Source organism: Serratia sp. X10 (assembly GCF_017811775.1).
Classification (GTDB): Bacteria; Pseudomonadota; Gammaproteobacteria; order Enterobacterales; family Enterobacteriaceae; genus Serratia; species Serratia ureilytica.
Genome location: NZ_JAEIOH010000009.1, coordinates 202,090 through 228,513 on the forward strand (window position 1 = coordinate 202,090; position 26,424 = coordinate 228,513).

Here is a 26,424-nt window from a genome sequence, read left to right on the forward strand (position 1 = left end):
TATCTGGAGATGGCCGAACCTCGTTTTATTCACCTGCGCGTCCACAGTGACTACTCCATGATTGATGGATTGGCCAAGACGGCGCCGCTGGTGAAAAGAGCCGCCGCGTTAGCCATGCCTGCTCTGGCAATCACCGATTTCACCAACCTGTGTGGGCTGGTGAAGTTCTACGGCAGCGCGCACGGCGCCGGGATCAAACCGATCATCGGCGCGGATTTCCATGTGCAAAGCGAAGTCTTGGGCGACGAACTCGCTCAGCTGACGGTGCTGGCCAGCAACAACGAAGGCTACCAGAACCTGACGCTGCTGATTTCCCGCGCCTATCAGCGCGGCTACGGCGCCGCCGGCCCGATCATCGATCGCGACTGGCTGATTGAACATCGCGAAGGGCTGATCCTGCTTTCCGGCGCGCGTCAGGGCGACGTCGGCAAGTTTCTGCTGCGCGGCAACCAGGCGCAGGTGGATCAGTGTCTGGATTTCTACCAGCAATATTTCCCGGACTGCTACTACCTGGAGTTGATCCGCACCGGCCGCCCGGACGAAGAGAACTATCTGCATGCGGCGGTGGCGCTGGCCACCGAGCGCGGTTTGCCGGTGGTGGCCACCAACGACGTGCGTTTCCTGGTGGAAGATGACTTCGACGCTCATGAGATCCGCGTCGCCATCCACGACGGCTTTACGCTGGACGATCCCAAGCGGCCGCGCAACTACAGCCCGCAACAATACATGCGCAGCGAAGACGAGATGTGCGAGCTGTTCGCCGACATCCCGGAAGCGCTGCTGAACAGCGTCGAAATCGCCAAGCGCTGTAACGTCACCATTCGCCTCGGCGAGTACTTCCTGCCGCAGTTCCCGACTGGCGATATGAGCACCGAGGACTTCCTGGTACTCAAATCGAAAGAGGGGCTGGAAGAGCGCCTCGAGTTCCTGTTCCCCGATCCTGAAGTGCGCGCGCAGCGCCGCCCGGAATACGACGAGCGTCTGGACGTCGAGCTGAAAGTGATCAACCAGATGGGGTTCCCCGGCTACTTCCTGATCGTGATGGAATTTATCCAGTGGTCGAAGGACAACAACGTGCCGGTGGGCCCAGGGCGAGGCTCCGGTGCCGGTTCGCTGGTGGCCTATGCGTTGAAAATCACCGACCTCGATCCGCTGGAATTCGACCTGCTGTTCGAACGCTTCCTGAACCCGGAACGTGTCTCGATGCCCGACTTCGACGTCGACTTCTGCATGGAGAAACGTGACCAGGTGATCGAGCACGTGGCGGAGATGTACGGCCGCGAAGCGGTATCGCAGATCATCACCTTCGGCACCATGGCGGCGAAAGCGGTTATCCGCGACGTAGGCCGCGTGTTGGGGCACCCGTACGGGTTCGTCGATCGCATCTCCAAACTGGTGCCGCCGGATCCGGGCATGACGCTGGAGAAAGCCTTCGCCGCCGAACCGCAGCTGCCGGAAATTTACGAGGCCGACGAAGAGGTCAAGGCGCTGATCGACATGGCGCGCAAGCTGGAAGGGGTGACGCGCAACGCCGGTAAACACGCCGGTGGCGTGGTGATCGCGCCGACCAAGATCACCGACTTCGCGCCGCTGTACTGCGATGCCGAAGGGAACCACCCGGTGACCCAGTTCGACAAGAACGACGTGGAATACGCCGGGCTGGTGAAGTTCGACTTCCTCGGTCTGCGCACCCTTACCATCATCGACTGGGCGCTGGAGATGATCAATGCCCGGCGCGCCAAGACTGGGCTGGAACCGATCGACATCGCCGCCATCCCGCTCGACGACAAGAAAAGCTTCGACATGCTGCAGCGTTCGGAAACCACGGCGGTGTTCCAGCTTGAATCGCGCGGCATGAAAGATTTGATCAAACGTCTGAAGCCCGACTGCTTCGAAGACATGATCGCACTGGTGGCGCTGTTCCGTCCGGGGCCGCTGCAGTCGGGCATGGTGGATAACTTCATCGACCGCAAACACGGCCGCGAAGAGATCTCCTACCCGGACATTCAGTGGCAGCATGAGTCGCTCAAGCCGGTGCTGGAACCGACCTACGGCATCATCCTGTATCAGGAACAGGTGATGCAGATTGCCCAGGTGCTGGCCGGCTATACGCTGGGCGGCGCGGACATGCTGCGCCGTGCGATGGGTAAAAAGAACCCGGTCGAAATGGCCAAGCAGCGCGGCGGCTTTGAAGACGGCGCTAAAGCGCGCGGCATCGACGGCGAACTGTCGGTGAAAATCTTCGACCTGGTGGAGAAATTCGCCGGTTATGGCTTCAACAAGTCGCACTCCGCCGCCTACGCGCTGGTGTCGTACCAGACGCTGTGGCTGAAGGCGCACTACCCGGCCGAGTTTATGGCGGCGGTGATGACCGCCGATATGGACAACACCGACAAAGTGGTGGGGCTGGTGGACGAATGCTGGCGCATGGGGCTGAAGATCCTGCCGCCGGACATCAACAGCGGCCTGTATCACTTCCACGTCAACGACGACGGCGAGATCGTTTACGGCATCGGCGCCATCAAGGGCGTGGGGGAAGGGCCGATCGAAGCCATTATCGAAGCGCGCAACAGCGGCGAACAAGGTTATTTCAAAGACCTGTTCGATCTCTGCGCGCGCTCCGACATCAAGAAACTGAACCGCCGCATTCTGGAAAAACTGATCATGTCCGGGGCGTTCGATCGCCTTGGGCCACACCGCGCCGCGCTGATGAATTCGCTCGGCGACGCGTTGAAAGCGGCGGATCAGCATGCGAAAGCCGAAGCTATCGGCCAGGTGGACATGTTTGGCGTGCTGGCGGAAGCGCCGGAGCAGGTGGAGCAATCCTACGCCAACATCGCGCCCTGGCCGGAGCAGGTGGTGTTGGACGGTGAACGGGAAACGCTGGGGCTGTACCTGACCGGCCACCCGATCACCCAATACCTCAAGGAGATCGAACGTTACGCCGGTGGCCAGCGTTTGAAAGACATGCACCCGACGGATCGGGGCAAAATGACTACCGCCGTCGGGTTGGTGGTCGCCGCGCGGGTGATGGTAACCAAGCGCGGCAACCGCATCGGCATCTGTACGCTGGATGACCGTTCGGGCCGTCTGGAAGTGATGCTATTCACAGAAGCGTTAGAAAAATACCAGCATTTGTTGGAAAAAGACCGTATCCTTATCGCCAGTGGACAGGTCAGCTTTGATGACTTTAGCGGCGGGCTTAAAATGATGGCCCGCGAGGTAATGGACATCAGTGAAGCCCGGGAAAAATACGCTCGCGGGCTTGCTATCTCGCTGACTGACAGGCAAATTGATGACCAGCTTTTGAACCGTCTCCGTCAGTCGTTGGAACCCCATCGCTCGGGGACGATTCCAGTGCATCTCTACTATCAACGGGAAGATGCGCGAGCCAAGCTGCGTTTTGGCGCAACCTGGCGCGTGACGCCCACCGACCGCTTGTTGATAGACTTGCGGACGTTGGTAGGCAATGAGCAGGTGGACTTGGAATTTGACTAAAATAGGAATGCTATGAGTCTGAATTTTCTTGATTTTGAACAGCCGATTGCAGAGCTGGAAGCGAAAATTGACTCGCTGACTGCAGTCAGCCGTCAAGACGAAAAATTAGATATTAATCTGGACGAAGAGGTTCAGCGCCTGCGTGAAAAGAGCGTTGAGCTGACGCGCAAGATTTTTGCCGATCTTGGGGCCTGGCAGATTGCCCAATTGGCACGCCACCCGCGCCGTCCTTATACCCTGGATTATATCAAACACATCTTTACCGACTTCGAAGAGTTGGCGGGCGATCGCGCTTACGCCGACGACAAAGCGATCGTCGGGGGGATTGCGCGCCTGGATGGCCGCCCGGTGATGATCATCGGGCACCAGAAAGGCCGTGAGACCAAAGAGAAGATCCGCCGTAACTTCGGCATGCCGGCGCCGGAAGGCTACCGGAAGGCGCTGCGCCTGATGGAAATGGCCGCCCGCTTCAAAATGCCGATCATCACCTTTATCGATACCCCGGGCGCTTATCCGGGCGTGGGCGCGGAAGAACGCGGCCAGTCGGAAGCCATCGCGCGCAACCTGCGTGAGATGTCGCGTCTGAACGTACCGGTCATCTGCACCGTCATCGGTGAAGGCGGCTCGGGCGGCGCGCTGGCGATCGGCGTGGGCGACAAGGTGAACATGCTGCAGTACAGCACCTACTCGGTGATTTCGCCGGAAGGCTGCGCCTCCATCCTGTGGAAGAGCGCCGACAAGGCGCCGCTGGCTGCGGAAGCGATGGGCATCACCGCGCCGCGTCTGAAAGAGCTGAAGCTGATCGACTCGGTGATCCCGGAGCCGCTGGGTTCCGCGCACCGCGACGTGCCGGCGATGGCCGCCGCGCTGAAAGCGCAGCTGCTGGCCGATCTGAAAGATCTGGATGGCCTGAACGACGAAGAGTTGCTCAACCGCCGTTACCAGCGTCTGATGAACTACGGCTACTGCTGATTATTTCAGCCATTAGCCATCAGCCGGTCCGTGAAAACGGGCCGGCTTTTTTATGCGCGCCAGATGGGCAAGACCCATGCGCTATTGTTGTCGCTGTTCGCGTTTTTCCAGTTCTGTTTGCAAATACTGCAGATGCTTTTGCATTGCCTCCTGCACCGGGGGCGGCTTGCGGGTGAGCCGAGAATGACTCAGGGATGAAAACAACAGTATGAGGTAGACGAACGCCAGTATAATCAAGGCAGCAAGAAACACGTAAACGGTAATCACCAGCCAGAACCAGAAGGGATCGCTGGAGAGGGAGTAGTCTTTGTGGTATTGGTGCCATCTGATTGACACGAATCCCACGTCAAATGCCCGGAACACGCGGCTGATCGAAGAATACGACAGCCAGGCTCCCAACGGCAGGCCGATTAGCAGGAAGAGCCAGAACAGCTTTGCCTCGTGCCGCCGCCGTTCGAACAAGAAGAGGTCGATCTTTCTTTGCTGGTTACGGCAGTCCTGGCGCAACTGAGCAATTTCTTGCTGAAGGCGTTGCTGCGGCGAAATGGCGGATGATTTTTTACTCATGCTCTGATATTACCCCCGCGAGCGAATGTTTGGCAACGAGCGGAACGGGCAAGGCTTTCGTTCCCCCGATAGGCGGTTGTTCATACCGATATTTCGTGTTGTGATAGGGGTTTAGCCGTTAACTGACAGGAGCTGCCGATGAATATCATCGCCATCATGGGCCCGACGGGCGTCTACTACAAAGATGAGCCGATCCGCGAGCTCCACGCGGCGCTGGGCGCGATGGGGTTCCAGCTGGTGTACCCCAAAAACAGCGGTGACCTGCTGAAGCTGATCGAAGCCAATGCCCGCATCTGCGGCGTGATCTTCGACTGGGACGATTACAGCCTGGAGCTGTGCAGCGAGATCAACGAGCTAAACGAATACCTGCCGCTGTACGCCTTTATCAATACCCACTCCACCTTCGACGTCAGCCTGCATGAAATGCGCATGGTGCTCTATTTCTTCGAGTATGGCCTGAATGCGGCGGACGATATCGCGCAGCGCATCCAGCAGTACACGGCGGAATACATCGACACCATTACGCCGCCGCTGACCAAGGCGCTGTTCAACTACGTGCGCGAAGGCAAGTATACCTTTTGCACGCCGGGCCACATGGCCGGCACCGCGTTCCAGAAAAGCCCGGTGGGCTGCCTGTTCTATGACTTCTTCGGCGCCAATACCCTGAAGGCCGACATCTCGATTTCGGTCACCGAGCTCGGGTCGCTGCTGGATCACACCGGCCCGCATTTGGAGGCCGAAGAGTACATCGCGCGCACCTTCAATGCCGAGCAGAGCTATCTGGTCACCAACGGCACCTCCACCGCCAACAAGATCGTCGGCATGTATTCGGCGCCGGCGGGCAGCACGGTGCTGATCGACCGCAACTGCCACAAATCGCTGTGTCACCTGCTGATGATGAGCGATATTGTGCCGATCTATCTGCGCCCGCTGCGCAACGCCTACGGTATCCTCGGCGGTATTCCGCAGCGCGAGTTTACCCGCGCCAGCATCGCCGCCCGGGTGCAGGAGACCCCGAACGCCACCTGGCCGGTGCATGCGGTGATCACCAATTCCACCTATGACGGCCTGCTGTACAACACCGACTACATCAAGCAGACGCTGGAGGTGCCATCGATCCACTTCGACTCCGCCTGGGTGCCTTACACCAACTTCCATCCGATTTACGACGGCAAGAGCGGCATGAGCGGCGATCGGGTGCCCGGCAAGGTTTTCTACGAAACCCAATCCACCCACAAGCTGTTGGCGGCCTTCTCGCAGGCCTCGATGATTCATATCAAGGGTGACTACGACGAGAGCACCTTCAACGAAGCCTACATGATGCACACCACCACTTCGCCGCACTACGGCATCGTGGCGTCGATGGAAACCGCCGCCGCCATGCTGCGCGGCAATCCGGGGCGCCGCTTGATCAACCGTTCGGTGGAGCGCGCGCTGCATTTTCGCCGTGAAGTGCAGCGGCTGCGCGAGGAAAGCGACAGCTGGTTCTTCGATATCTGGCAGCCGGAAGAGATCGATGAAGCGCAGTGCTGGCCGCTGGATCCGGACGATAACTGGCACGGTTTCGGCCAGACCGATCGCGATCATATGTATCTCGATCCGATCAAGGTGACGATCCTGACGCCGGGCATGAATGAGCTGGGGGCGCTGGAGGAAGAGGGGATCCCGGCGGCGCTGGTGGCGAAGTACCTCGACGAGCGCGGCATCGTGGTGGAGAAGACCGGGCCGTACAACCTGCTGTTCCTGTTCAGCATCGGCATCGATAAAACCAAGGCGATGAGCCTGCTGCGCGGCCTGACCGACTTCAAGCGAGCCTACGATCTCAACCTGCGGGTGAAGAACATGCTGCCGGATCTGTACGCCGAGGATCCGGATTTCTATCGCCATATGCGCATCCAGGATCTGGCCGCCGGTATTCATCGCCTGATCTGCCAACACGATCTGCCGCGCCTGATGCAGCGGGCGTTTGACGTGCTGCCGGAAATGAAGCTGACGCCGCACCAGATGTTCCAGGAGCAGGTGCGCGGCAATGTGGAAACCTGCGAGCTGGATCAGTTGGTGGGCAAAGTGGCGGCCAATATGATCCTGCCTTATCCGCCAGGCGTGCCGCTGGTGATGCCGGGGGAAATGATCACCGAAGAGAGCCGGGCGGTGCTCGATTTCCTGCTGATGCTGTGCTCTATCGGCGAGCGCTATCCCGGTTTTGAAACCGACATCCACGGCGCCAAGCTGACGGAGGACGGACGCTATCTGGTGAAGGTGCTGAAAGCCCCACAGCCATAAGGCCATAATGCGCCCGGCGGTTTGGAAAGATGCGCCGGGCTTCCTCATTGACGGCCTCATCGCCGCCGGATACCGTGCACCATCAGAATGAACAGGAGAGGGTTTCTATGCTGGCATTACGTCAGGTGCATCACATCGCGATCATTGGCGCGGACTACGCCGCCAGTAAGCATTTCTATTGCGACATTCTCGGTTTTACCCTGCTGAGTGAAGTTTACCGCGAGGAGCGTGACTCCTGGAAAGCGGATCTGGCGCTCAACGGGCAATACACCCTCGAGCTGTTTTCTTTCCCTTCGCCGCCGGCCCGCGTCAGCCGCCCGGAGGCTTGCGGCCTGCGCCATCTGGCGTTCAGCGTTGACGATATCGACCAGGCCATCGTCCATCTGCAGGCGGCCGGCGTCGCCTGCGAACCGGTACGCGTCGATCCTTATACTCAATCCCGTTTTACCTTTTTCAGCGATCCCGATGGTTTACCGTTAGAATTATACGAGAGTTAACGGCTTAATCGCCTCCCGGCGGCCACAGCCGGGGGCGATTATGCTATGATCGCGCCCTTGCCCCACATGCCTACAGAGTTATTTCCGCCATGCAAGAGCCTGCTTTTCGCGTCGGGGAGTGGCTGGTTACCCCTGCCGACAATACCATCAGCCGTGACGGCCGCCAGAAAACGCTGGAACCGCGCCTGATCGACATGCTGTGCTATTTTGCCCGGCACCCCGATGTGGTGCTGAGCCGCGACGAGCTGATTGATAGCGTTTGGAAGCGCAATATCGTCACTAATCACGTGGTGACCCAATGCATTTCAGAACTGCGCAAATACCTGAAAGACGGCGACAGCGACAGTCCGGAGTACATTATCACCGTGCCTAAGCGCGGGTATAAGTTGGCGGCTTCAGTGATCTGGTGTGAAGACGGGGAGTCGCAGCCCGTCCCTGCGCCGGCGCCGCAGATTGCGGTGATCATGCATGAGCCGGAAGACGGCAGCGATGATGAAGACGATACGCCGTACGTGCCGCCGAGCCGGACCCGAACGCCGGCTGCCGCGCCCGGCGAAAAGCAGCCGCGCTTTTATCGCCGCTCGACGTTTTGGGTGTGGCTGGCGTTTCTGGCGGCGCTCAGCGTCTGCGTGGCGTTTGTCGGCATCGCCACGCTGTCGCAGCGCGTGCCGGTATCGAGCATGCCGGTGCTGCTCAATCCGCGCGATATCGATATCCGCATCCAGGGCGGCGAGAGCTGCAGCAACTGGATGCCGCAGCTCTCCTATGTGGTGGGCGTCAGCGAGCTGATCACCGATTCGCTCAACACCTACTCGACCTTCCTGGTGCACGACCAAACCAATTACAACTATTCCGGCCCCAGCAATTCGGGCAAGTCGCTGTATATCGAGTTCGTCAATCAGCGCCACTACCGCGCCCAGCAGTGTTTCCTGTCCGTGCGGCTGGTGGATAATGCCGACAGCTCAGTCATGCTGGACAAGCGTTACTTCATCACCGCCGATAACCAACTGAAGATCCAAAGCGACTTCCTCTCCAGCCTGTCCGCCGCGCTGAAACAGCCCTGGCCGCCGCAGCTGGAACAGCGTCTGGCGCAGCTGCTGCCGGACAACGGGCCGCTGCTGCAGCGCTTCTACCAGGCGCATCAATTGTTGATCCACGGCGACGCCGATTCGTTGACCCGCGCCAGCGCGCAGCTGAGCGAGCTGATTAAAAGCGCGCCGAATTTCCACTACCTGCTGGCGGAAAAAGCGCTGGTGGATGTGCTGCGCAACTCTTATCAACCGTTCGACAGCCAGGGGCTGGCGCAATTGCGCGCCGATATCAGCCATCTGGCGACGATCCCCGAATTGAAAAATACGCCGATCGTGCAGCAAGTTCTGGCGGTTGATGCGCTGGCGCAGGGACGCATTGACGATGCGCACCGGGCGATCGAGCTGGGGATTGAGTTGCAAATGTCGTGGCTGAATTATGTGCTGCTGGGCAAAGTGTATGAAATGCAGGGGCAGAATCATTTGGCGGCGGATTCTTATATTACCGCGTTCAACCTGCGCCCCGGTGAAGATACCTTGCATTGGATCACCAATGGCGTATTCCAGACGTCATTGACCAACGTGGTGCCTTATTTAAATAACTATCGGCGCCAATAATTCACCAGAACCACGCCGCCATTATTCTCAGGGAATTCCGGCGGCGTTATTTATTGGTGAAGACATGTTGCGCAATTGTGTTATTTTGCTGCGCAATATCGTTCCTTTTCTGCCGTTTGTTATTTGTGATTAACCTGGTTATTGTCTTGTTTTTAAAAGATGTTTATCTTTTCTTTAGCTTACCTTTTTATCTTGATGTGTTAATCAAAAACCTCAGATTATCATTTGTATGATCATGAGCGTAATCTCACTTTATCTTTAGGACTTTATTTCTGCCGATGGTTAGCATCCTGACTATCAAGCCGGCTCATTAAAATATTTTATTTATGGGTGTGGCTTATAAGAAACGTAAATCAGGAGAAACTGACCATGGCTTCACCCAAGAAAATAGGGCTTATTGCCTGCACCGGCGTCGTCGCCGGTAATATGATGGGGAGCGGGATTGCCTTATTGCCCGCCAACCTGGCGAGTCTCGGATCCATCGCCATTTGGGGATGGGTGATCTCGATTATTGGGGCGATGTCGCTGGCCTACGTGTACGCCCGCCTCGCCACCAAAAACCCGCAGCAGGGCGGCCCTATCGCCTACGCCGGTGAAATTTCCCCGGCGTTCGGCTTCCAGACCGGCGTGCTGTATTACCATGCCAACTGGATCGGCAACCTGGCCATCGGCATTACCGCCGTTTCTTATCTCTCCACCTTCTTCCCGGCGTTGAACAACCCGGTGCCTGCCGGCATCGCCTGTATCGCCATCGTGTGGATCTTCACCTTCGTCAACATGCTGGGCGGGACCTGGGTCAGCCGCTTGACCACCCTGGGCCTGGTGCTGGTGCTGATCCCGGTGATCGTAACCGCCACCCTCGGCTGGCACTGGTTTGACGCCGCCACCTACCAGGCTAACTGGAATACCTCCGGCACCACCGACAGCCATGCGGTCATCAAAAGCATCCTGCTGTGCCTGTGGGCATTCATCGGCGTGGAATCCGCGGCGGTCAGCACCGGCATGGTGAAAAACCCGAAACGCACCGTGCCGCTGGCGACCATGCTTGGCACCGGTTTGGCGGGCATCATCTACATCGCCGCCACCCAGGTGATCAGCGGCATGTTCCCGGCGTCTGAAATGGCCGCCAGCGGCGCGCCGTTCGCCATCAGCGCCTCGGCGATTATGGGCAACTGGGCGGCACCGATGGTTTCCGCGTTCACCGCCTTTGCCTGCCTGACCTCGCTCGGGTCATGGATGATGCTGGTCGGCCAGGCCGGGGTGCGCGCCGCCAACGACGGCAACTTCCCGAAAGTGTACGGCGAGCTGGATAAAAACGGCATTCCGAAAAAAGGCCTGCTGCTCGCGAGCTGCAAAATGACCGCGCTGATGGTGCTGATCACCCTGATGAGCTCCGCCGGCGGCAAGGCTTCCGATCTGTTCGGCGAGCTGACCGGCATCGCGGTGCTGCTGACCATGCTGCCTTACTTCTACTCCTGCGTAGACCTGATCCGCTTCGAAGGGGTCAACGTGCGCAACCTGCTGAGCCTGATCGCTTCGGTGTGCGGCTGCGGCTTCTGCTTCATCGCGCTGATGGGCGCCAACTCTTTCGAACTGTCCGGCACCTTTATCATCAGCCTGATTATCCTGATGTTCTACGCCCGGAAAATGAATACCCGCCAGGCTGCCAATGCAGCGGCGGTCGATGAAAACACCACGGCCAAAGCGCACTGATTCGCGTCCGCTGACCGACTGAATTTACCCAGCCCCTTTCTTTCCGACCTGTCAGCCGCGACGGGAAGGGGCTTGCTTTGCCAGGAGAAATGCATATGAACGTTATCGCTATCATGAATCACATGGGTGTCTACTTCAAAGAAGAGCCTATCCGTGAACTGCATCAGGCGCTGGAAAGTCTGGATTTCCGCATCGTTTACCCTAACGATCGCGAAGACCTGCTGAAACTGATCGAGAACAACGCCCGTCTGTGCGGGGTGATCTTCGACTGGGACAAATACAATCTGGAGCTGTGCGAAGAGATCAGCCAGCTGAACGAATACATGCCGCTGTACGCATTCGCCAACACCTATTCCACGTTGGACGTCAGCCTGAACGATCTGCGCATGCAGGTGCGCTTCTTCGAATATGCGCTCGGCGCGGCAACCGACATCGCCGCCAAGATCAAACAGAATACCGACGAGTATATCGACACCATCCTGCCGCCGTTGACCAAGGCGCTGTTCAAATACGTGCGCGAAGGCAAATACACCTTCTGTACGCCGGGCCACATGGGCGGCACCGCGTTCCAGAAGAGCCCGGTGGGCAGCCTGTTCTACGATTTCTTTGGCCCGAACACCATGAAGTCGGATATCTCGATTTCGGTGTCCGAACTGGGGTCGCTGCTGGATCACTCCGGCCCGCACAAAGAGGCGGAAGAGTACATTTCCCGCGTGTTCAACGCCGAACGCAGCTACATGGTCACCAACGGCACCTCCACCGCCAACAAGATCGTCGGTATGTATTCGGCGCCGGCGGGCAGCACGGTGCTGATTGACCGTAACTGCCACAAGTCGCTGACTCACCTGATGATGATGAGCGACATCACGCCGATCTACTTCCGCCCGACCCGCAATGCCTACGGCATCCTCGGCGGCATTCCGCAGAGCGAGTTCCAGCGCGCCACCATAGCCAAACGCGTGAAGGAAACCCCGAACGCCACCTGGCCGGTGCACGCGGTGATCACCAACTCCACCTATGACGGCCTGCTGTACAACACCGACTTTATCAAGAACACTCTGGACGTGAAGTCGATCCATTTCGACTCCGCCTGGGTGCCTTACACCAACTTCCATCCGATCTATAAAGGCAAGTGCGGCATGAGCGGCGGCCGCGTGGAGGGCAAGGTGATCTACGAAACCCAGTCCACCCACAAACTGCTGGCGGCCTTCTCGCAGGCGTCGATGATTCATGTGAAGGGCGATATCAACGAAGAGACCTTCAACGAAGCCTACATGATGCACACCACCACTTCACCGCACTATGGCATCGTGGCGTCGACCGAAACCGCCGCGGCGATGATGAAAGGCAACGCCGGCAAGCGCCTGATCAACGGCTCTATCGAGCGCGCGATCAAGTTCCGCAAAGAGATCAAACGCCTGAAAGTCGAGTCCGACGGCTGGTTCTTCGACGTCTGGCAGCCGGAGCATATCGATGAGCCGGAATGCTGGCCGCTGCGCTCCGACAGCGCCTGGCACGGCTTCAAGAACATCGATAACGAACACATGTATCTGGACCCGATCAAGGTCACCATTCTGACCCCGGGGATGAGCAAGGAAGGCGAGATGCAGCCGTTCGGCATCCCGGCCAGCATCGTGGCGAAATACCTCGACGAACGCGGTATCATCGTCGAGAAAACCGGGCCGTACAATCTGCTGTTCTTGTTCAGCATCGGCATCGATAAAACCAAGGCGCTCAGCCTGCTGCGCGCGATGACCGACTTCAAACGCTCGTTCGATCTGAACCTGCGGGTGAAAAACATGCTGCCTTCGCTGTATCAGGAAGCGCCTGATTTCTATGAAAACATGCGCATTCAGGATCTGGCGCAGAACATTCACCGCCTGGTGGAGCAACACAACCTGCCGGACCTGATGTACCGCGCGTTCGAAGTGCTGCCAACCATGGTGATGAATCCGTACCAGGCGTTCCAGAAAGAGCTGCACGGCGAAGTGGAAGAGGTCTATCTGGAAGAGATGGTCGGTAAGGTCAACGCCAACATGATCCTCCCATACCCGCCGGGCGTGCCGCTGGTGATGCCGGGCGAGATGCTGACCGAAGAGAGCCGGCCGGTGCTGGAGTTCCTGCAGATGCTGTGCGAAATCGGCGCGCATTATCCAGGCTTTGAAACCGACATTCACGGCGCCTATCGCCAGGCGGACGGACGTTATCGGGTGAAAGTGCTGAAGGCGAAATAACCGCAGCCAATAAGAGGGGAGGCGCTCGCGCTTCCCCTTTGTCGTTCACCGACTGATGGGAGACCACCATGAAAACACCCTCACAGCCGCGCGCAATCTACTATGTCGTAGCGATACAAATTTGGGAATATTTCAGCTTTTACGGCATGCGTGCGTTATTGATCCTCTATCTGACCCACCAACTCGGCTATACCGACAGCCACGCCATCGATCTCTACAGCGCTTACGCTTCGTTAGTTTACGTCACTCCTATTCTTGGCGGCTGGCTCGCCGACCGCCTGCTGGGCAACCGCGTCGCGGTGATCGCCGGCGCGGCGCTGATGACCCTGGGACATATCGTGCTTGGCCTGAGCGCGGTCTCCGCCCAGTCGCTCTATCTGGCGCTGGCGATCATCATTTGCGGCTACGGCCTGTTCAAATCCAATATCAGCTGCCTGCTGGGCGAGCTGTATCCGGCGCAGGACTCGCGCCGTGAAGGGGGCTTCTCGCTGCTGTACGCCGCCGGCAACGTCGGATCTATTCTGGCGCCGATCGCCTGCGGGTTGGCGGCCGAGCGCTATGGCTGGCACGTCGGCTTTGCGTTGGCCGGGATCGGCATGTTCGCCGGTCTGGTGATTTTTTTGCTTGGCGGACGCCATTTTCGCCACACGCGCGGCGTGAATGCACCGCTGATGCGCGCCAGGAGCCTGGGCCTGCCGCACTGGGGATGGCTGCTGGCGGCGCTGCTGGCGTCGCCGCTGTTCTTCACGCTGCTGTTTGAACGCGGCTGGGCCGGCTATTTGCTCGGGTTGGTGTGCGTGGCGGCGGTGGCGCTGGTGGCGCGCATTATGCTGCGCGCGGACGCCGGCCAGCGGCGGGGGCTGTGGCAGATCATCGTACTGATGCTGCTGGGCACGCTGTTCTGGGCTTTTGCCCAGCAGGGCGGCAGTTCCATCAGCCTGTTTATCGATCATTTCGTTGACCGGCGCTGGTTCGGCTGGACGGTGCCGACCGCGCTGTTCCAGTCGGTTAACGCCTGCGCGGTGATGCTGGGCGGCGTGGCGCTGGCCTGGCTGGCGAGCGGCGATGGCGATCGCACGCTGCGCATCTGGTGCAAGTTCGCCTTCGGTCTGCTGTTGATCGGTGTCGGCTTTACGCTGATGGCGCTCAATACGCGGCTGCACGGGCCGGGATCGATGGGGCTGATGATCGCCGGTTTGGCGGTGATGGGCTTTGCCGAACTGTTTATCGATCCGGTGGCGATGGCGCAGATCACCCGGCTGAATATCCCCGGCGCCACCGGCGTGTTGACCGGCATCTATATGTTGGCGACCGGTTCGATCGCCAACTATCTGGCGGGCATTATCGCCAATCAGACCGCCGAGGACCACATCGAAGGGGCGGCGATGCAGGCGTATGGCCGCATTTTCGCCCAGATCGGCTGGGGAGCGGCCGGATGTGCGCTGGCGGTGATCGCGGTGCTGGGCGGCTGGTGGCTGCTGACGCGACGCCAGGCCCGGACGGTTAATGCTTGATTGATGGCGGTAGGCGGGGTTAACGTGCAGCTACGTAGAAGTAACAAAGCCTACCGATGGATACTGATCAATTAACGACGCAGGTGGCGGACCAGCTGGGCTCGCAGCAGCGGCTGCTGGTGGCGTTCAGCGGCGGCCTGGATTCCAGCGTGCTGCTGCATCTGCTGGCGGCGTTGCGCCGCCAACGTCCGGCGCTGCAGCTGCGCGCGTTGCACGTGCATCATGGCCTGAGCGCCTTTGCCGACCGTTGGGTTGAGCATTGCCGCAGCCGGTGCGCCGAGTGGCGGATCCCGCTGACGGTGACGCACGTGCAGGTGGATGCCCGTCAGGGCGGCATCGAAGCGGCGGCGCGTGCGGCGCGCTATGCCGCCTTCAGCGCCGCGCTGACGGAGGGGGAAGCGCTGCTCACCGCCCAACACCTCGACGATCAAAGTGAAACATTCCTGTTGGCGCTCAAGCGCGGCAGCGGGCCGGCGGGGTTGTCGGCGATGGCGGCGCGCGCCACGCTGGGCGAGCACCTGCTGTTGCGGCCGTTGCTGGGCTGCTCGCGTCAAACGCTGGAAAATTACGCGCAGCGCCACGGCTTGGCCTGGATAGACGACGACAGCAATCAGGACACGCGCTTCGATCGCAATTTCCTGCGGTTGCAGGTGTTGCCACAGCTCAATCAACGTTGGCCGCACTTCGCCTCGGCGGTGGCGCGCAGCGCCAGCCTGTGCGCCGAACAGGAACAATTGTTGGACGAGCTGCTGGCGGAACCGCTGCAAAGCCTGTTGGCGGCGGATCGCTCATTGGCGATCGACGGTTTGACGGCCTGTTCGCCGGTGCGGCGCTTCGCTCTGTTGCGGCGCTGGATCGCATTGTTCAACGTCACCATGCCGGCGCGTGAGCAGTTGCAGCGTCTGTGGGATGAGGTGGCGCTCAGCCGGGAAGATGCCGAACCGCAGCTGCAGCTCGGCGCCTATCAGATCCGCCGTTTCCGAGGCCGATTGCACCTGTTGCCGCCGCTGGCGGCGCTGCGCGATGTGCATCTGCCCTGGCAGCCTGACCAGCCACTGACGTTGCCGGACGGGCTGGGGCAGTTGGTTGCCGGTGAGGGCGATCTGGCGCTGCGCGCGCCGCTGCCATCGCAGCAGATTAGCATTCGTTTCGGCGGTGTACAGGGCGCGGTGCGCATCGTGGGGCGCGCCCATTCGCGGCCGATAAAAAAACTGTGGCAGGAGCTGGGTATTCCTCCCTGGCAGCGTGAACGCATCCCGTTGATTTATTATGATGAGCAGCTGATCGCCGCGCTGGGCGTATTCGTCTGTGAGGCGGGGCAGGTGCCGGAAGGCGAACGCCCGTGGCGGCTGCGCTGGGAAAAAAATCATAATCGTGAGGAGCAATGATGAAGTTTGTGGAAATCGCGCTGTTGGCCGCCGGCCTGTTCAGCCTGCCGGCGTTGGCGGCGGGGGATGCGGCCGCCGGTCAGGCCAAAGCCGCCGCGTGCGCGGCCTGCCACGGCGCGCAGGGCAAGGTGACGGTGCCGATGTACCCGAATCTGGCCGGGCAGAACGCCATGTACCTGCAGCACGCGTTGCAGGCGTACAAGAAAGGGGAACGCAACGGCGGCCAGGCCGAGGTGATGAAAGCCTATGTGTCGGGATTGTCGGATGACGATATCGCCGATCTGGCGGCTTATTACGCCAGCCTGAAGCCCTAAATGACGAGGGCAGCCGTTGGGCTGCCCTGTTGGGATGGGGTTACCGCTGCGTTCAGTCCGACAGGCTGACGACCACGGTACCGATTTCCGGATGACTGAAACTGCTGATATGGTCCAGACGCAGGTCGCGCTGCTGGCCGTTCTGTTCGATGGTCAGATACTCAACGCGTTTCTTTTGCAGCAGGTCGATCGCCTTGGCCTCGATCACTTCTCCGTCGCGTAACTCCAGCTTCAGAATAAGTTTATGCTGACAGGCGAGTTCCAGGTTGTCGTAGTCATCGCAATTGATGGGTTGGTACTCATCATTCATCAACATAGTCGCTCACCAATAAGTTAGCGGCGGCAAAGGCCGCCTGTTCCCTAACGGAGGACGGTAGCGCGTGGTTCGCTGCGACATCGTCCAATGCCTTTAACGCACAAGCCAGCGCATCAGGCACGTAGCCAAGATCTCCACTGCCAATCTCGGCGTAAGTACGGCGTACTAACTCACAGTATTGTTGCACAGTTTCCTCCCTTAAGAACCTCTGCATCATCAAGACTACTATCGCGATGAGGCGCAGGCTCTCGGAGTTTTATCCTATCCTAGACGACTATAGCACAGCTGTTATGGAGTTATCAGCACCCCGGCATGCCTTTCGCACTGCCGCAGCCTGGCCGCGCTGGCGGGGTTTGGCCCTGATCAAGTACACTGTCGCCGGATAATAACGAGGTCACCCATGGCGCTGAAAGCAACCATTTATAAAGCCGCGGTCAATATTGCTGATATGGATCGTCACTTCTACCACGACGCCACGCTGACGCTGGCGCAGCACCCGTCCGAAAATGAGCAGCGCATGATGCTGCGCCTGTTGGCCTGGATCTGTCATGCCGACGAGCGGCTGGTGTTCACCAAAGGGCTGAGCGCTGACGACGAGCCGGAGATCTGGCAGCGCAACGACCACAACGGGCTGGAAATGTGGATCGAGATGGGATTGCCCGACGAGAAACGCATCCGCAAGGCCTGCAACCAGTCGCCGCGCGTGGTCTTGTACGCTTACGGCGAGCGCGCCGCGCACGTTTGGTGGCAGGCGATGCAGGGAAAAGTGGCCGGCTACAAGAACCTGAGCGTGCGCTTCCTCGATGACGAACAGCTGGCGCGCCTGACGGCGCTGGTCAGCCGCACCATGACGCTGCAGGCAACGCTGCAGGAGGGAACTATTTGGCTGTCTGATGCTCAGAATAGTCTGGAAATCCAGTTTGCCGAGTGGCAGCAGGCACAGGTGTGACCGGTGCTGGAACTGTCAAGAAACGTCGCCATACCGGATAATGAGCTGGAATTGACGGCGATCCGCGCGCAGGGCGCGGGTGGCCAGCACGTGAACAAAACCTCAACGGCGATCCATTTGCGCTTTGACATCCGGGCATCCAGCCTGCCAGAGTATTATAAGGAAAGGCTGCTGGCGCTGAATCATCATCTCATTACCGCTGATGGCGTAGTGATTATCAAGGCGCAAGAGTATCGCAGTCAGGAATTGAATCGCGAAGCGGCGTTGGCCAGATTGGTCGCGCTGATTCAGCAGGCGATGGTGGTGGAAAAAACGCGCAAGGCGACCAAGCCGACCAAAGGGGCAAAATTGCGCCGTTTGGAAGGCAAGGCGCGTAAGGGCGCCACTAAGGCGCTGCGTGGCAAGGTTCGCACTTAGGAATACATGAACACAGTAGGAGAATAACTGTGAAGAAAATTACGGTAGCCCTGTTCTTGGCGGCAGGCGCACTCTCGTTGTTGGGATGCAACAATCATTATCAACCGAAGGAACAACCGCTGCAGGCGATGCCGCAGAGTTATCAAGGGGTGTTGCCTTGCGCCGATTGCGGCGGGCTGGATACGGCGCTATTCCTGGATGAGGACGGCACCTTTGTGCTGCAGGAAACCTATCGCGGCACCAAAGACGGCGATCAGACCTTCGCCGACTACGGCAAATGGGCACGCACCGCGGATAAGCTGGTGCTGACTGACAGCACCGGAGAAAAACGCTACTTCCGCCCGGTGGGCAAGAGCCTTGAGATGCTGGATCGCAGCGGCGCGCCGATCGCCTCCAAGCTGAATTATCGTCTGGAGCCGGTCGAGAAGCCATTGCCTAAAACGCCGATGGTGATGAAAGGCAGCTACACCTATATGGCCGACGCGGCGGTGTTCAAAGATTGCGCCACCGGCATTACGTTCCCGGTGGATAACAACATCGCGCTGGAGCAAGGTTACGCCAAAGCCAATAAGAATGCCGGTGAGCCGGTGTTTCTGACTTTCAACGCGCACTTCAGCGTGCAGCCGTCGATGGAAGAGGGGCAGATAGAGAAGGCGGTGGTGCCGGACGGCAAAATCGCGTTCGACCGCAGTAAAAGCTGCAGCAACAACTAACTTCCCCTGTCCCCATGGACATAAAAAAACCCGCCTAGGCGGGTTTTTTATTCGCTGACGCTCGGTGTTTAGCGTTTGATCTGGCCCAGCAGGAAATCAACGATTTCGCCGGTTTTGATCATTTGCTTCTCGCCGACGCGGCGGTTTTTGTACTCGATCTCTTCGTTATCGAGGTTACGGTCGCCGATAACGATAGAGTGCGGCACGCCGATCAGTTCCATATCCGCGAACATCACGCCCGGACGCTCTTTGCGGTCATCGAGGATCACATCGATACCGTGGGAGCGCAGGGTGTTGTACAGCTCTTCCGCCAGCGCCTGCACGCGGAATGACTTGTGCATGTTCATCGGCAGAATAGCGACCTGGAACGGCGCGATGGCGTCCGGCCAGATGATGCCGCGTTCGTCATGGTTCTGCTCGATGGCGGCGGCCACGACGCGCGTCACCCCGATGCCGTAGCAACCCATGGTCAGCACCTGGTTGCGGCCGTCTTCACCCTGCACGGTCGCTTTCATCGCTTCCGAGTACTTGGTGCCGAGCTGGAAGATATGGCCCACTTCGATGCCGCGTTTGATCAGCAGCGTGCCCTGACCGTCCGGGCTGGCGTCACCTTCCACCACGTTACGGATGTCGGCCACCTGCGGCAGCGGCAGATCGCGCTCCCAGTTGATGCCGAAGTAGTGTTTGCCGTCGACGTTGGCGCCGGCGCCAAAGTCGCTCATCGCCGCCACGCTGCGGTCGGCAACCACCGGCATCTGCAGCTTGACCGGGCCGAGGGAACCCGGGCCGGCGCCGACGATAGCGCGGATCTCTTCTTCGGTGGCGAAGGTCAGCGGCGCGGCAACCTGCGCCAGCTTTTCGGCCTTGATTTCGTTCAGCTCGTGATCGCCGCGCACCAGCAGGGCGACCAGTTTATGGCCGCTCTCTTCGGTGGCGCGCACCATCAGCGTCTTCACGGTTTTTTCCACCGGCAGCTGGAATTGCTCGACCAGTTCGGCGATGGTTTTGGCGTTTGGCGTATCCACCAGGCGCAGCTCTTCGCTGGCCGCCGCGCGCGGCGCTGCCGGAGCGACCGCTTCCGCCAGCTCGATGTTGGCGGCGAAGTCGGAACCGGTGGAGAACACGATATCGTCTTCACCGCTGTCTGCCAGCACCTGGAATTCGTGCGACGCGCTGCCGCCGATCGAGCCGGTATCGGCCTGCACCGGGCGGAAATCCAGGCCCATGCGGCTGAAGATTTTGCTGTACGCTTCGTACATCGCGTCGTAAGTCTCCTGCAGAGACTCCTGTGAGGTATGGAAGGAGTAGGCATCCTTCATCAGGAACTCACGGGAACGCATCACGCCGAAACGTGGGCGCACTTCATCACGGAACTTGGTCTGGATCTGGAAGAAGTTCAGCGGCAGCTGCTTGTACGAGCTGATCTCGTTGCGGATCAGATCGGTGATCACTTCTTCATGCGTCGGGCCCAGCACGAAAGGACGGTCGCCGCGGTCGACGAAGCGCAGCAGCTCGGGGCCGTATTGCTCCCAACGGCCGCTTTCCTGCCACAGGTCGGCAGGTTGAACCACCGGCATGGACACTTCGATCGCGTTAGCATTGTTCATTTCTTCGCGAACGATGTTTTCAACCTTTTTCAGAACGCGCAGGCCGGTCGGCAGCCAGGTGTAAAGACCGGAGGCCAGCTTGCGGATCATCCCGGCGCGCAGCATCAGCTGGTGGCTGATCACTTCGGCGTCGGCAGGTGTCTCCTTCAGAGTGGAGAGCAGATATTGGCTAGTACGCATGGTGTTTTGGTTCCGTTAGAACTGCAAATTGCATCGGGCTGCCAGAGTGGCGGCCAAAAAGTGATTTAGTTTACCAGCGCGAGCGGGTCGCCAAAAGAGAGGCGGCGGAATTTTAACGCGGGTCGAGCGACAGCACTTCGGTGTGGCCGGCGACGACGTGCCAGCGCACGTTGAAATCCAGCAGCCAGACGGCGTAATCCCGTTCGACGTCCTCTCCTTTACGATAGGCGGGACGGGGGTCCTGTGCCAGCACCTGGCTGATAAAACGCCTTAATTGCGGGTAGCGCGCCTGATGTTGCTGCAGCTGTTGTTCCGCCTGCGGCGCGAAACGCACCGGCATATCGCCGGCGGGCGCGGCCTGGGCAAAGCCGGCGCGGGCCTGCGGTTGGCTCTCGGCGAACGGCAGATAAGGCTTGATGTCCACCACCGGGGTGCCGTCGACCAGATCGAGGCTGCCCAGTTCCAGCGCCACTTCCCCGTTTTTCACCCGTACGCCTTTGAGCTCAATGAGCGACATGCCGAGCGGGTTCGGGCGGAAGGTGGAGCGGGTGGCGAACACGCCCATGCGGGCATTGCCGCCTAAACGCGGTGGGCGTACCGTCGGGCGCCAGCCGCCTTCCATGGTTTGATGGAAAATGAACATCACCCACAGATGGCTGAAATCGCTGAGACCGCGAACCGCTTCCGCCTGGTTATAGGGCGGCAGCAGCAGCAGTTCGCCGCCACCGTCTTCGACCAGCCCCGGTTGGCGGGGCACGGCGAATTTCTCTTTATACGGCGAGCGGATCACGCCGATCTGCTCGAAAACGAATTCGGTCATTTAGACGAGACGTTAAGCGCCGAGCCCTGGCAAACGGCCTGCTGGTAACAACCGGCGACGCCGCTGACAATCTGGCAGTCGTGCAGCAGCACGGCGTTGGCCTTCATGTAAGACGCACGGATTTGCATGCGTTTACGGGCGGTAGCCAGATTCGGTGGGGAGTCTTGTACGGTGGTTTGGCACGATTCGCCGGACACTTCACCCAGATCGCGGAACGGTTTACCCACGAGTTCTTCTGCACTTTTATACAGTTTTACCGGAGCGGGGCGGGCGGCCGGCGTGGTCTTGGCCGGGGCGGTCGTGGTCGGCTTGCTGGTGCTGTTTGTTGAGGATGGCGCGATACGTTGCGATGAACATCCGGCCAGCGCGAGCGCTAACAAACAGAGAGGTAAAACACGCATTGAGATTCCTCTGCCTTAATGAAAGTGGCGCTATTGAAGCAATCTATGGCGGAAATAACAAGACGGGCCTTGGCCCGTCTTGCAATTATAGGAATAAAATTGGTGAATAAGCGCTTACCAGCCTTTCACGGCACCGCCGTTGAAGATTTTGTTGGCGGCGGCGTCAACTTCGTCAGACTGGTAGGCCTGAACGAATTTCTTCACGTTTTCCGCGTCTTTGTTATCTTCGCGCGCAACCAGCAGGTTGACGTAAGGCGAGTCTTTATCTTCCACAAACAGACCGTCTTTCGCCGGCGTCAGGCCGATCTGGCTGGCGTAGGTGGTGTTGATCACCGCCAGCGCGATCTGCTGATCGTCCAGAGACCGCGGCAGCTGAGGGGCTTCCAGCTCAACCAATTTCAGGTTTTTTGGGTTCTCGGTCACGTCCAGCACGGTCGGCAGCAGGCCAACGCCGTCTTTCAGTTTGATCAGACCGACTTTCTGCAGCAGCAGCAGCGAACGGCCCAGGTTGGTCGGATCGTTAGGCAGCGCGATCTGCGAACCTTCTTTCAGTTCGTCCAGCGATTTGATTTTCTTGGAGTAACCGGCGATCGGGTAAACAAAGGTGTTGCCGACCGGCACCAGCTTGTAGCCGCGATCTTTGATCTGCTGATCCAGATAAGGTTTGTGCTGGAAGGCGTTCAGATCGATATCGCCTTTGCTCAGCGCTTCGTTAGGCAGCACGTAGTCGTTGAAGGTGACCAGCTCAACGTCCAGACCGTATTTCTCTTTCGCCACTTTCTGCGCCACTTCGGCGACTTGCTGCTCTGCACCGACGATCACGCCGACCTTGATGTGGTTTGGATTCTTTTCATCCTGGCCGCAGCCCGCCAGAGCCAGAGTGCCGATCAGTGCGCCAATTGTCGCGATGGATTTAAATGTTAACGACATATCCCTTCCTCATTAGACTCGCATTAATATGCTGTGAAACTATTTATGGGTAACGGCTTTGACGATGCGATCGCCGCAGAATTGGATCAGATAAACCAAAACTACCAGTAATACTAATACGGTATTCATAACTGTGGCGTTATAACCGATATAACCGTATTGGTAACCGATTTGGCCCAGGCCGCCGGCGCCGACCGCGCCGCCCATGGCGGAGTAGCCCACCAGGGTGATCAGGGTGATGGTCGCGGCGTTGACCAGGCCCGGCAGGGCCTCCGGCAGCAGCACTTTCTTGATGATCTGCATCGGCGTGGCGCCCATGGCGCGCGCCGCTTCCACCAGACCGGACGGGATCTCCAGCAGGGCGTTTTCCACCATGCGCGCGATGAACGGCGCGGCGCCGACGGTCAGCGGCACGATCGCCGCTTGCAGGCCGATCGAGGTGCCGACGATCATGCGGGTAAACGGAATCATCCAAACCAGCAGGATAATGAACGGGATGGAACGGAAGATGTTCACCAGCCCGGACAGGATCTTATACAGCGAATTGTTGGCGATGATCTGCCCCGGGCGGGTGACATACAGCAGCACGCCTACCGGCAGGCCGAGCACGAAACCGAAAAAGCCGGAGACAAAGGTCATCATGACGGTTTCCCACACGCCACGCGCCATCAACCACATCATTGCCTCAGACATAACCCAGAACCTCTACTTTTACCTGATTTTCTTGCAGGAACTTAATCGTCGCCAGCGCGTCTTCGTCGCTGCCGTGCAGCTCCGCCAGCATCACGCCGAATTTCACGCCGCCGGCATAATCCATCTGGGCGCTGATAATGTTGTTGTTCACGTTGAAGCGGCGAGCGGCTTCAGACAGCAGCGGCGCATCGACCGACTGGCCGGTGAACTCCAGGCGCAGCAGCGGCTGACGGTCGCCCTGACGCTCCGGCGACAGGCGCGCGGCGTAGTCGTCCGGGATATCCAGATGCAGCGTGGACTGAATGAACTGTTGGGCCAGCGGCGTTTTCGGGTGCGAGAACACTTCGCTGACGCTGTCTTTTTCGATCAGCTGCCCCTGGCTGATGACCGCGACCTGGTCGCAGATGCGTTTCACCACGTCCATTTCATGGGTGATCAGCAGAATGGTCAGGCCCAGACGGCGGTTGATGTCTTTCAGCAGTTCCAGGATGGAACGGGTGGTGGCCGGATCCAGCGCGCTGGTGGCCTCGTCGCACAGCAGCACTTTAGGGTTGCTGGCCAGCGCGCGCGCGATCGCCACACGCTGTTTCTGGCCGCCGGACAGGTTGGCCGGGTAGGCGTCGTGCTTGTCCGCCAGGCCGACCAGCTCCAGCAGTTCAGTCACGCGTTTTTTGATCTCTGCGCGCGGCGTATTGTCCAGCTCCAGCGGCAGCGCCACGTTGCCGAACACCGTGCGGGAAGAGAGCAGGTTGAAGTGCTGGAAGATCATGCCGATTTGGCGACGGGCGCGCGTCAGTTCGCTTTCCGACAGAGACGTCAGATCCTGGCCATCGACCAGCACCTGGCCGGAGGTGGGGCGCTCAAGCATGTTGGCGCAGCGGATCAGCGTGCTTTTACCGGCGCCGGAGGAACCGATGACGCCATAGATTTGCCCGGCAGGAACGTGAAGGGTCACGTCAGAGAGCGCGGTAATAGTGCGAGAACCCTGCTGGAACACTTTAGTGATGTTAGAAAGTTTAATCATATTCTTCTTATTTTAGCGTGGTTGCCCGTGGCTAGATAAAAGTAAACCTCGGCGTGGAACCAAGGTATGGCTCAGATGTTAAGGCGTCTAGACGTCTAAGTCAACGACCAACGACCAACGACGTTCTCCGGCGTTCTCAGCGTGGGGTAAAACATGCGATACTGTCAGCGTATACAGGCCCTCAGGAGCAAAGCGGTGACACAAAGCGTTCCAGCAATTTTTCTCGATCGTGACGGCACGATTAATGTTGACCATGGCTATGTCCATGAAATCGACAACTTCCACTTTATCGACGGCGTGATTGACGCCTGTCGCGAACTCAAAAAGATGGGCTTCGCGCTGGTGATGGTGACCAACCAGTCCGGCATTGCGCGCGGCAAGTTCAGCGAAGAGCAGTTTATGTACCTGACCGAGTGGATGGACTGGTCGCTGGCGGATCGCGACGTCGACTTCGACGGCATCTATTTCTGCCCGCATCATCCGGAGGCGGCAGTAGAAGAGTATCGCCAGGTGTGCGACTGCCGTAAGCCGCAGCCGGGCATGTTGCTGCAAGCGCAGCAGGAATTGAACATCGATATGGCCGCTTCTTATATGGTGGGCGATAAACCGGAAGACATGCAGGCGGCGATCGCGGCCGGCGTCGGCACCAAGGTGCTGGTGCGTACCGGCAAGCCGGTGACGGAGCAGGGCGAAAAGCTGGCCGATTGGGTGCTAAACAGCCTGGCGGACCTGCCGGCAGCCATCAAAAAGCGGGTTTAATAGGCGTTACGAATGAATAGTGAGCGGTCAGATAAAAAATGCATATTAACGCTTGTCATTCTGAACCGGCTCCCTATAATGCGCCTCCATCGACACGGCGCAAGTGATTCACTTCACACAGCGGCCGGGAAGAAAGAGAAAAAATCCTGAAAATTAGGGTTGACTCTGAAAGAGGAAAGCGTAATATACGCCACCTCGAGTTAGCAAGCGAAAGCGCCTAACTCACTGCTCTTTAACAATTTATCAGACAATCTGTGTGGGCACTCCACAAGACGATATCCAGCATCTTCGGATGCAAAAAATATCAAGTCTTGAAGAGTGACTAACTGAAGTAAAATTCATGCAGTAAATCTTTGAGCATCGCTTCTCGAGTGGAAGCAAATCAAGCTTTTAATTGAAGAGTTTGATCATGGCTCAGATTGAACGCTGGCGGCAGGCTTAACACATGCAAGTCGAGCGGTAGCACAGGGGAGCTTGCTCCCCGGGTGACGAGCGGCGGACGGGTGAGTAATGTCTGGGAAACTGCCTGATGGAGGGGGATAACTACTGGAAACGGTAGCTAATACCGCATAACGTCGCAAGACCAAAGAGGGGGACCTTCGGGCCTCTTGCCATCAGATGTGCCCAGATGGGATTAGCTAGTAGGTGGGGTAATGGCTCACCTAGGCGACGATCCCTAGCTGGTCTGAGAGGATGACCAGCCACACTGGAACTGAGACACGGTCCAGACTCCTACGGGAGGCAGCAGTGGGGAATATTGCACAATGGGCGCAAGCCTGATGCAGCCATGCCGCGTGTGTGAAGAAGGCCTTCGGGTTGTAAAGCACTTTCAGCGAGGAGGAAGGTGGTGAACTTAATACGTTCATCAATTGACGTTACTCGCAGAAGAAGCACCGGCTAACTCCGTGCCAGCAGCCGCGGTAATACGGAGGGTGCAAGCGTTAATCGGAATTACTGGGCGTAAAGCGCACGCAGGCGGTTTGTTAAGT

23 protein-coding genes and 1 rRNA gene are annotated in these 26,424 nt (G+C 58.9%); 15 read left to right on the forward strand and 9 right to left on the reverse strand.

The features are described 5' to 3' along the window. Positions 1 to 9 precede the first annotated feature (9 nt). Positions 10 to 3,498 carry a DNA polymerase III subunit alpha gene (gene dnaE, locus J9788_RS22845; RefSeq protein WP_033652500.1) on the forward strand — a complete coding sequence of 1,163 codons (3,489 nt, stop codon included), beginning with the start codon at positions 10 to 12 and terminating at the stop codon, positions 3,496 to 3,498. A gap of 12 nt (positions 3,499 to 3,510) precedes the next feature. Continuing rightward, positions 3,511 to 4,470 (forward strand): acetyl-CoA carboxylase carboxyl transferase subunit alpha, encoded by a 960-nt coding sequence (accA, locus tag J9788_RS22850; protein ID WP_004931972.1) that lies wholly within the window; start codon positions 3,511 to 3,513, stop codon positions 4,468 to 4,470. Positions 4,471 to 4,551: 81 nt separating this feature from the next. On the opposite strand, the gene J9788_RS22855 is transcribed toward accA, so the two are convergent. After that, positions 4,552 to 5,037, reverse strand: coding sequence for a hypothetical protein (locus tag J9788_RS22855; protein ID WP_046899067.1), 486 nt, complete (start codon positions 5,035 to 5,037; stop codon positions 4,552 to 4,554). A gap of 138 nt (positions 5,038 to 5,175) precedes the next feature. Here J9788_RS22855 and J9788_RS22860 point away from each other — a divergent pair, with 138 nt between their 5' ends. The 8 genes from J9788_RS22860 to J9788_RS22895 all read left to right on the forward strand — a co-directional run bounded on the left by J9788_RS22860 (position 5,176) and on the right by J9788_RS22895 (position 16,626). Next, positions 5,176 to 7,320, forward strand: coding sequence for a lysine decarboxylase LdcC (locus J9788_RS22860; RefSeq protein WP_042785262.1), 2,145 nt, complete (start codon positions 5,176 to 5,178; stop codon positions 7,318 to 7,320). A gap of 107 nt (positions 7,321 to 7,427) precedes the next feature. Continuing rightward, the gene (locus J9788_RS22865) at positions 7,428 to 7,817 is read left to right on the forward strand and encodes a VOC family protein (protein WP_046899068.1); all 390 of its coding nucleotides are present in this window, start codon (positions 7,428 to 7,430) and stop codon (positions 7,815 to 7,817) included. A gap of 89 nt (positions 7,818 to 7,906) precedes the next feature. Then, positions 7,907 to 9,463, forward strand: a complete 1,557-nt coding sequence (cadC, locus tag J9788_RS22870; RefSeq protein ID WP_046899069.1) for a lysine decarboxylation/transport transcriptional activator CadC — start codon at positions 7,907 to 7,909, stop codon at positions 9,461 to 9,463. Between the two features lie 369 nt (positions 9,464 to 9,832). After that, entirely contained in the window at positions 9,833 to 11,176 is a 1,344-nt protein-coding gene (cadB, locus tag J9788_RS22875) for a cadaverine/lysine antiporter (RefSeq protein ID WP_033644886.1), read from the forward strand. Between the two features lie 95 nt (positions 11,177 to 11,271). Beyond that, a complete protein-coding gene (gene cadA / locus J9788_RS22880; RefSeq protein WP_033635725.1) occupies positions 11,272 to 13,410 on the forward strand; it encodes a lysine decarboxylase CadA in 2,139 nt (712 codons plus the stop codon). A gap of 68 nt (positions 13,411 to 13,478) precedes the next feature. Continuing rightward, a complete protein-coding gene (gene dtpD / locus J9788_RS22885) occupies positions 13,479 to 14,924 on the forward strand; it encodes a dipeptide permease DtpD (RefSeq protein ID WP_060660317.1) in 1,446 nt (481 codons plus the stop codon). 56 nt (positions 14,925 to 14,980) lie between these two features. After that, positions 14,981 to 16,312, forward strand: a complete 1,332-nt coding sequence (gene tilS / locus J9788_RS22890) for a tRNA lysidine(34) synthetase TilS (RefSeq protein WP_046899072.1) — start codon at positions 14,981 to 14,983, stop codon at positions 16,310 to 16,312. Next, positions 16,312 to 16,626: a c-type cytochrome gene (locus J9788_RS22895; protein WP_025304017.1), complete on the forward strand. Its 315-nt coding sequence runs from the start codon at positions 16,312 to 16,314 to the stop codon at positions 16,624 to 16,626. The genes tilS and J9788_RS22895 overlap by 1 nt, the downstream gene beginning before the upstream one ends. Positions 16,627 to 16,678: 52 nt before the next feature. Here J9788_RS22895 and rof read toward each other — a convergent pair whose 3' ends face one another. Beyond that, on the reverse strand, positions 16,679 to 16,942 hold the full coding sequence (gene rof, locus J9788_RS22900) for a Rho-binding antiterminator (protein WP_004931991.1): 264 nt from the start codon (positions 16,940 to 16,942) through the stop codon (positions 16,679 to 16,681). Then, entirely contained in the window at positions 16,929 to 17,129 is a 201-nt protein-coding gene (locus J9788_RS22905; RefSeq protein ID WP_033652508.1) for a YaeP family protein, read from the reverse strand. The genes rof and J9788_RS22905 overlap by 14 nt, the downstream gene beginning before the upstream one ends. A 213-nt stretch (positions 17,130 to 17,342) precedes the next feature. Between J9788_RS22905 and J9788_RS22910 the strand changes: the two genes are divergently transcribed. Genes J9788_RS22910 through nlpE form a run of 3 tightly spaced genes read left to right on the forward strand, consistent with a single transcriptional unit; the run spans position 17,343 to position 19,021 of the window. Continuing rightward, a complete protein-coding gene (locus tag J9788_RS22910; protein ID WP_182265789.1) occupies positions 17,343 to 17,891 on the forward strand; it encodes a YaeQ family protein in 549 nt (182 codons plus the stop codon). Between the two features lie 3 nt (positions 17,892 to 17,894). Continuing rightward, a complete protein-coding gene (gene arfB / locus J9788_RS22915; protein WP_060660319.1) occupies positions 17,895 to 18,308 on the forward strand; it encodes an alternative ribosome rescue aminoacyl-tRNA hydrolase ArfB in 414 nt (137 codons plus the stop codon). A 29-nt stretch (positions 18,309 to 18,337) separates the two neighbouring features. Further along, entirely contained in the window at positions 18,338 to 19,021 is a 684-nt protein-coding gene (nlpE, locus tag J9788_RS22920) for an envelope stress response activation lipoprotein NlpE (protein WP_060660320.1), read from the forward strand. 68 nt (positions 19,022 to 19,089) lie between these two features. On the opposite strand, the gene proS is transcribed toward nlpE, so the two are convergent. From proS to metN, 6 genes are all read right to left on the reverse strand, one after another. Beyond that, positions 19,090 to 20,808, reverse strand: a complete 1,719-nt coding sequence (gene proS, locus J9788_RS22925; RefSeq protein WP_033644896.1) for a proline--tRNA ligase — start codon at positions 20,806 to 20,808, stop codon at positions 19,090 to 19,092. 112 nt (positions 20,809 to 20,920) lie between these two features. Continuing rightward, positions 20,921 to 21,628: a tRNA (N6-threonylcarbamoyladenosine(37)-N6)-methyltransferase TrmO gene (tsaA, locus tag J9788_RS22930; RefSeq protein WP_046899075.1), complete on the reverse strand. Its 708-nt coding sequence runs from the start codon at positions 21,626 to 21,628 to the stop codon at positions 20,921 to 20,923. Then, the gene (gene rcsF / locus J9788_RS22935) at positions 21,625 to 22,029 is read right to left on the reverse strand and encodes an Rcs stress response system protein RcsF (RefSeq protein ID WP_025304011.1); all 405 of its coding nucleotides are present in this window, start codon (positions 22,027 to 22,029) and stop codon (positions 21,625 to 21,627) included. The genes tsaA and rcsF overlap by 4 nt, the downstream gene beginning before the upstream one ends. 114 nt (positions 22,030 to 22,143) lie before the next feature. Further along, positions 22,144 to 22,959: a MetQ/NlpA family lipoprotein gene (locus J9788_RS22940; protein ID WP_033644900.1), complete on the reverse strand. Its 816-nt coding sequence runs from the start codon at positions 22,957 to 22,959 to the stop codon at positions 22,144 to 22,146. A 39-nt stretch (positions 22,960 to 22,998) separates the two neighbouring features. Beyond that, positions 22,999 to 23,652, reverse strand: coding sequence for a methionine ABC transporter permease MetI (locus tag J9788_RS22945; protein ID WP_004932010.1), 654 nt, complete (start codon positions 23,650 to 23,652; stop codon positions 22,999 to 23,001). Next, positions 23,645 to 24,676 carry a methionine ABC transporter ATP-binding protein MetN gene (metN, locus tag J9788_RS22950; RefSeq protein ID WP_004932012.1) on the reverse strand — a complete coding sequence of 344 codons (1,032 nt, stop codon included), beginning with the start codon at positions 24,674 to 24,676 and terminating at the stop codon, positions 23,645 to 23,647. Before metN ends, J9788_RS22945 begins: the two co-directional genes overlap by 8 nt. A 195-nt stretch (positions 24,677 to 24,871) precedes the next feature. Between metN and gmhB the strand changes: the two genes are divergently transcribed. Continuing rightward, positions 24,872 to 25,435 carry a D-glycero-beta-D-manno-heptose 1,7-bisphosphate 7-phosphatase gene (gene gmhB, locus J9788_RS22955; protein ID WP_046899076.1) on the forward strand — a complete coding sequence of 188 codons (564 nt, stop codon included), beginning with the start codon at positions 24,872 to 24,874 and terminating at the stop codon, positions 25,433 to 25,435. A 391-nt stretch (positions 25,436 to 25,826) separates the two neighbouring features. Next, positions 25,827 to 26,424: ribosomal RNA gene (locus J9788_RS22960) — 16S ribosomal RNA — on the forward strand; the annotation flags it as partial.

Bases quoted from the DNA above. Each gene is read 5' to 3' on its own strand.
- J9788_RS22865 (WP_046899068.1), top strand. From the start codon at position 7,428: ATGCTGGCATTACGTCAGGTGCATCACATCGCGATCATTGGCGCGGAC.
- cadB (WP_033644886.1), top strand. From the start codon at position 9,833: ATGGCTTCACCCAAGAAAATAGGGCTTATTGCCTGCACCGGCGTCGTC.
- metN (WP_004932012.1), bottom strand. From the start codon at position 24,676: ATGATTAAACTTTCTAACATCACTAAAGTGTTCCAGCAGGGTTCTCGC.
- rcsF (WP_025304011.1), bottom strand. From the start codon at position 22,029: ATGCGTGTTTTACCTCTCTGTTTGTTAGCGCTCGCGCTGGCCGGATGT.
- dtpD (WP_060660317.1), top strand. From the start codon at position 13,479: ATGAAAACACCCTCACAGCCGCGCGCAATCTACTATGTCGTAGCGATA.
- cadA (WP_033635725.1), top strand. From the start codon at position 11,272: ATGAACGTTATCGCTATCATGAATCACATGGGTGTCTACTTCAAAGAA.
- tsaA (WP_046899075.1), bottom strand. From the start codon at position 21,628: ATGACCGAATTCGTTTTCGAGCAGATCGGCGTGATCCGCTCGCCGTAT.
- tilS (WP_046899072.1), top strand. From the start codon at position 14,981: ATGGATACTGATCAATTAACGACGCAGGTGGCGGACCAGCTGGGCTCG.
- J9788_RS22895 (WP_025304017.1), top strand. From the start codon at position 16,312: ATGAAGTTTGTGGAAATCGCGCTGTTGGCCGCCGGCCTGTTCAGCCTG.
- cadC (WP_046899069.1), top strand. From the start codon at position 7,907: ATGCAAGAGCCTGCTTTTCGCGTCGGGGAGTGGCTGGTTACCCCTGCC.
- J9788_RS22910 (WP_182265789.1), top strand. From the start codon at position 17,343: ATGGCGCTGAAAGCAACCATTTATAAAGCCGCGGTCAATATTGCTGAT.
- J9788_RS22945 (WP_004932010.1), bottom strand. From the start codon at position 23,652: ATGTCTGAGGCAATGATGTGGTTGATGGCGCGTGGCGTGTGGGAAACC.
- accA (WP_004931972.1), top strand. From the start codon at position 3,511: ATGAGTCTGAATTTTCTTGATTTTGAACAGCCGATTGCAGAGCTGGAA.
- rof (WP_004931991.1), bottom strand. From the start codon at position 16,942: ATGTTGATGAATGATGAGTACCAACCCATCAATTGCGATGACTACGAC.
- J9788_RS22855 (WP_046899067.1), bottom strand. From the start codon at position 5,037: ATGAGTAAAAAATCATCCGCCATTTCGCCGCAGCAACGCCTTCAGCAA.
- proS (WP_033644896.1), bottom strand. From the start codon at position 20,808: ATGCGTACTAGCCAATATCTGCTCTCCACTCTGAAGGAGACACCTGCC.
- dnaE (WP_033652500.1), top strand. From the start codon at position 10: ATGGCCGAACCTCGTTTTATTCACCTGCGCGTCCACAGTGACTACTCC.
- J9788_RS22940 (WP_033644900.1), bottom strand. From the start codon at position 22,959: ATGTCGTTAACATTTAAATCCATCGCGACAATTGGCGCACTGATCGGC.
- J9788_RS22860 (WP_042785262.1), top strand. From the start codon at position 5,176: ATGAATATCATCGCCATCATGGGCCCGACGGGCGTCTACTACAAAGAT.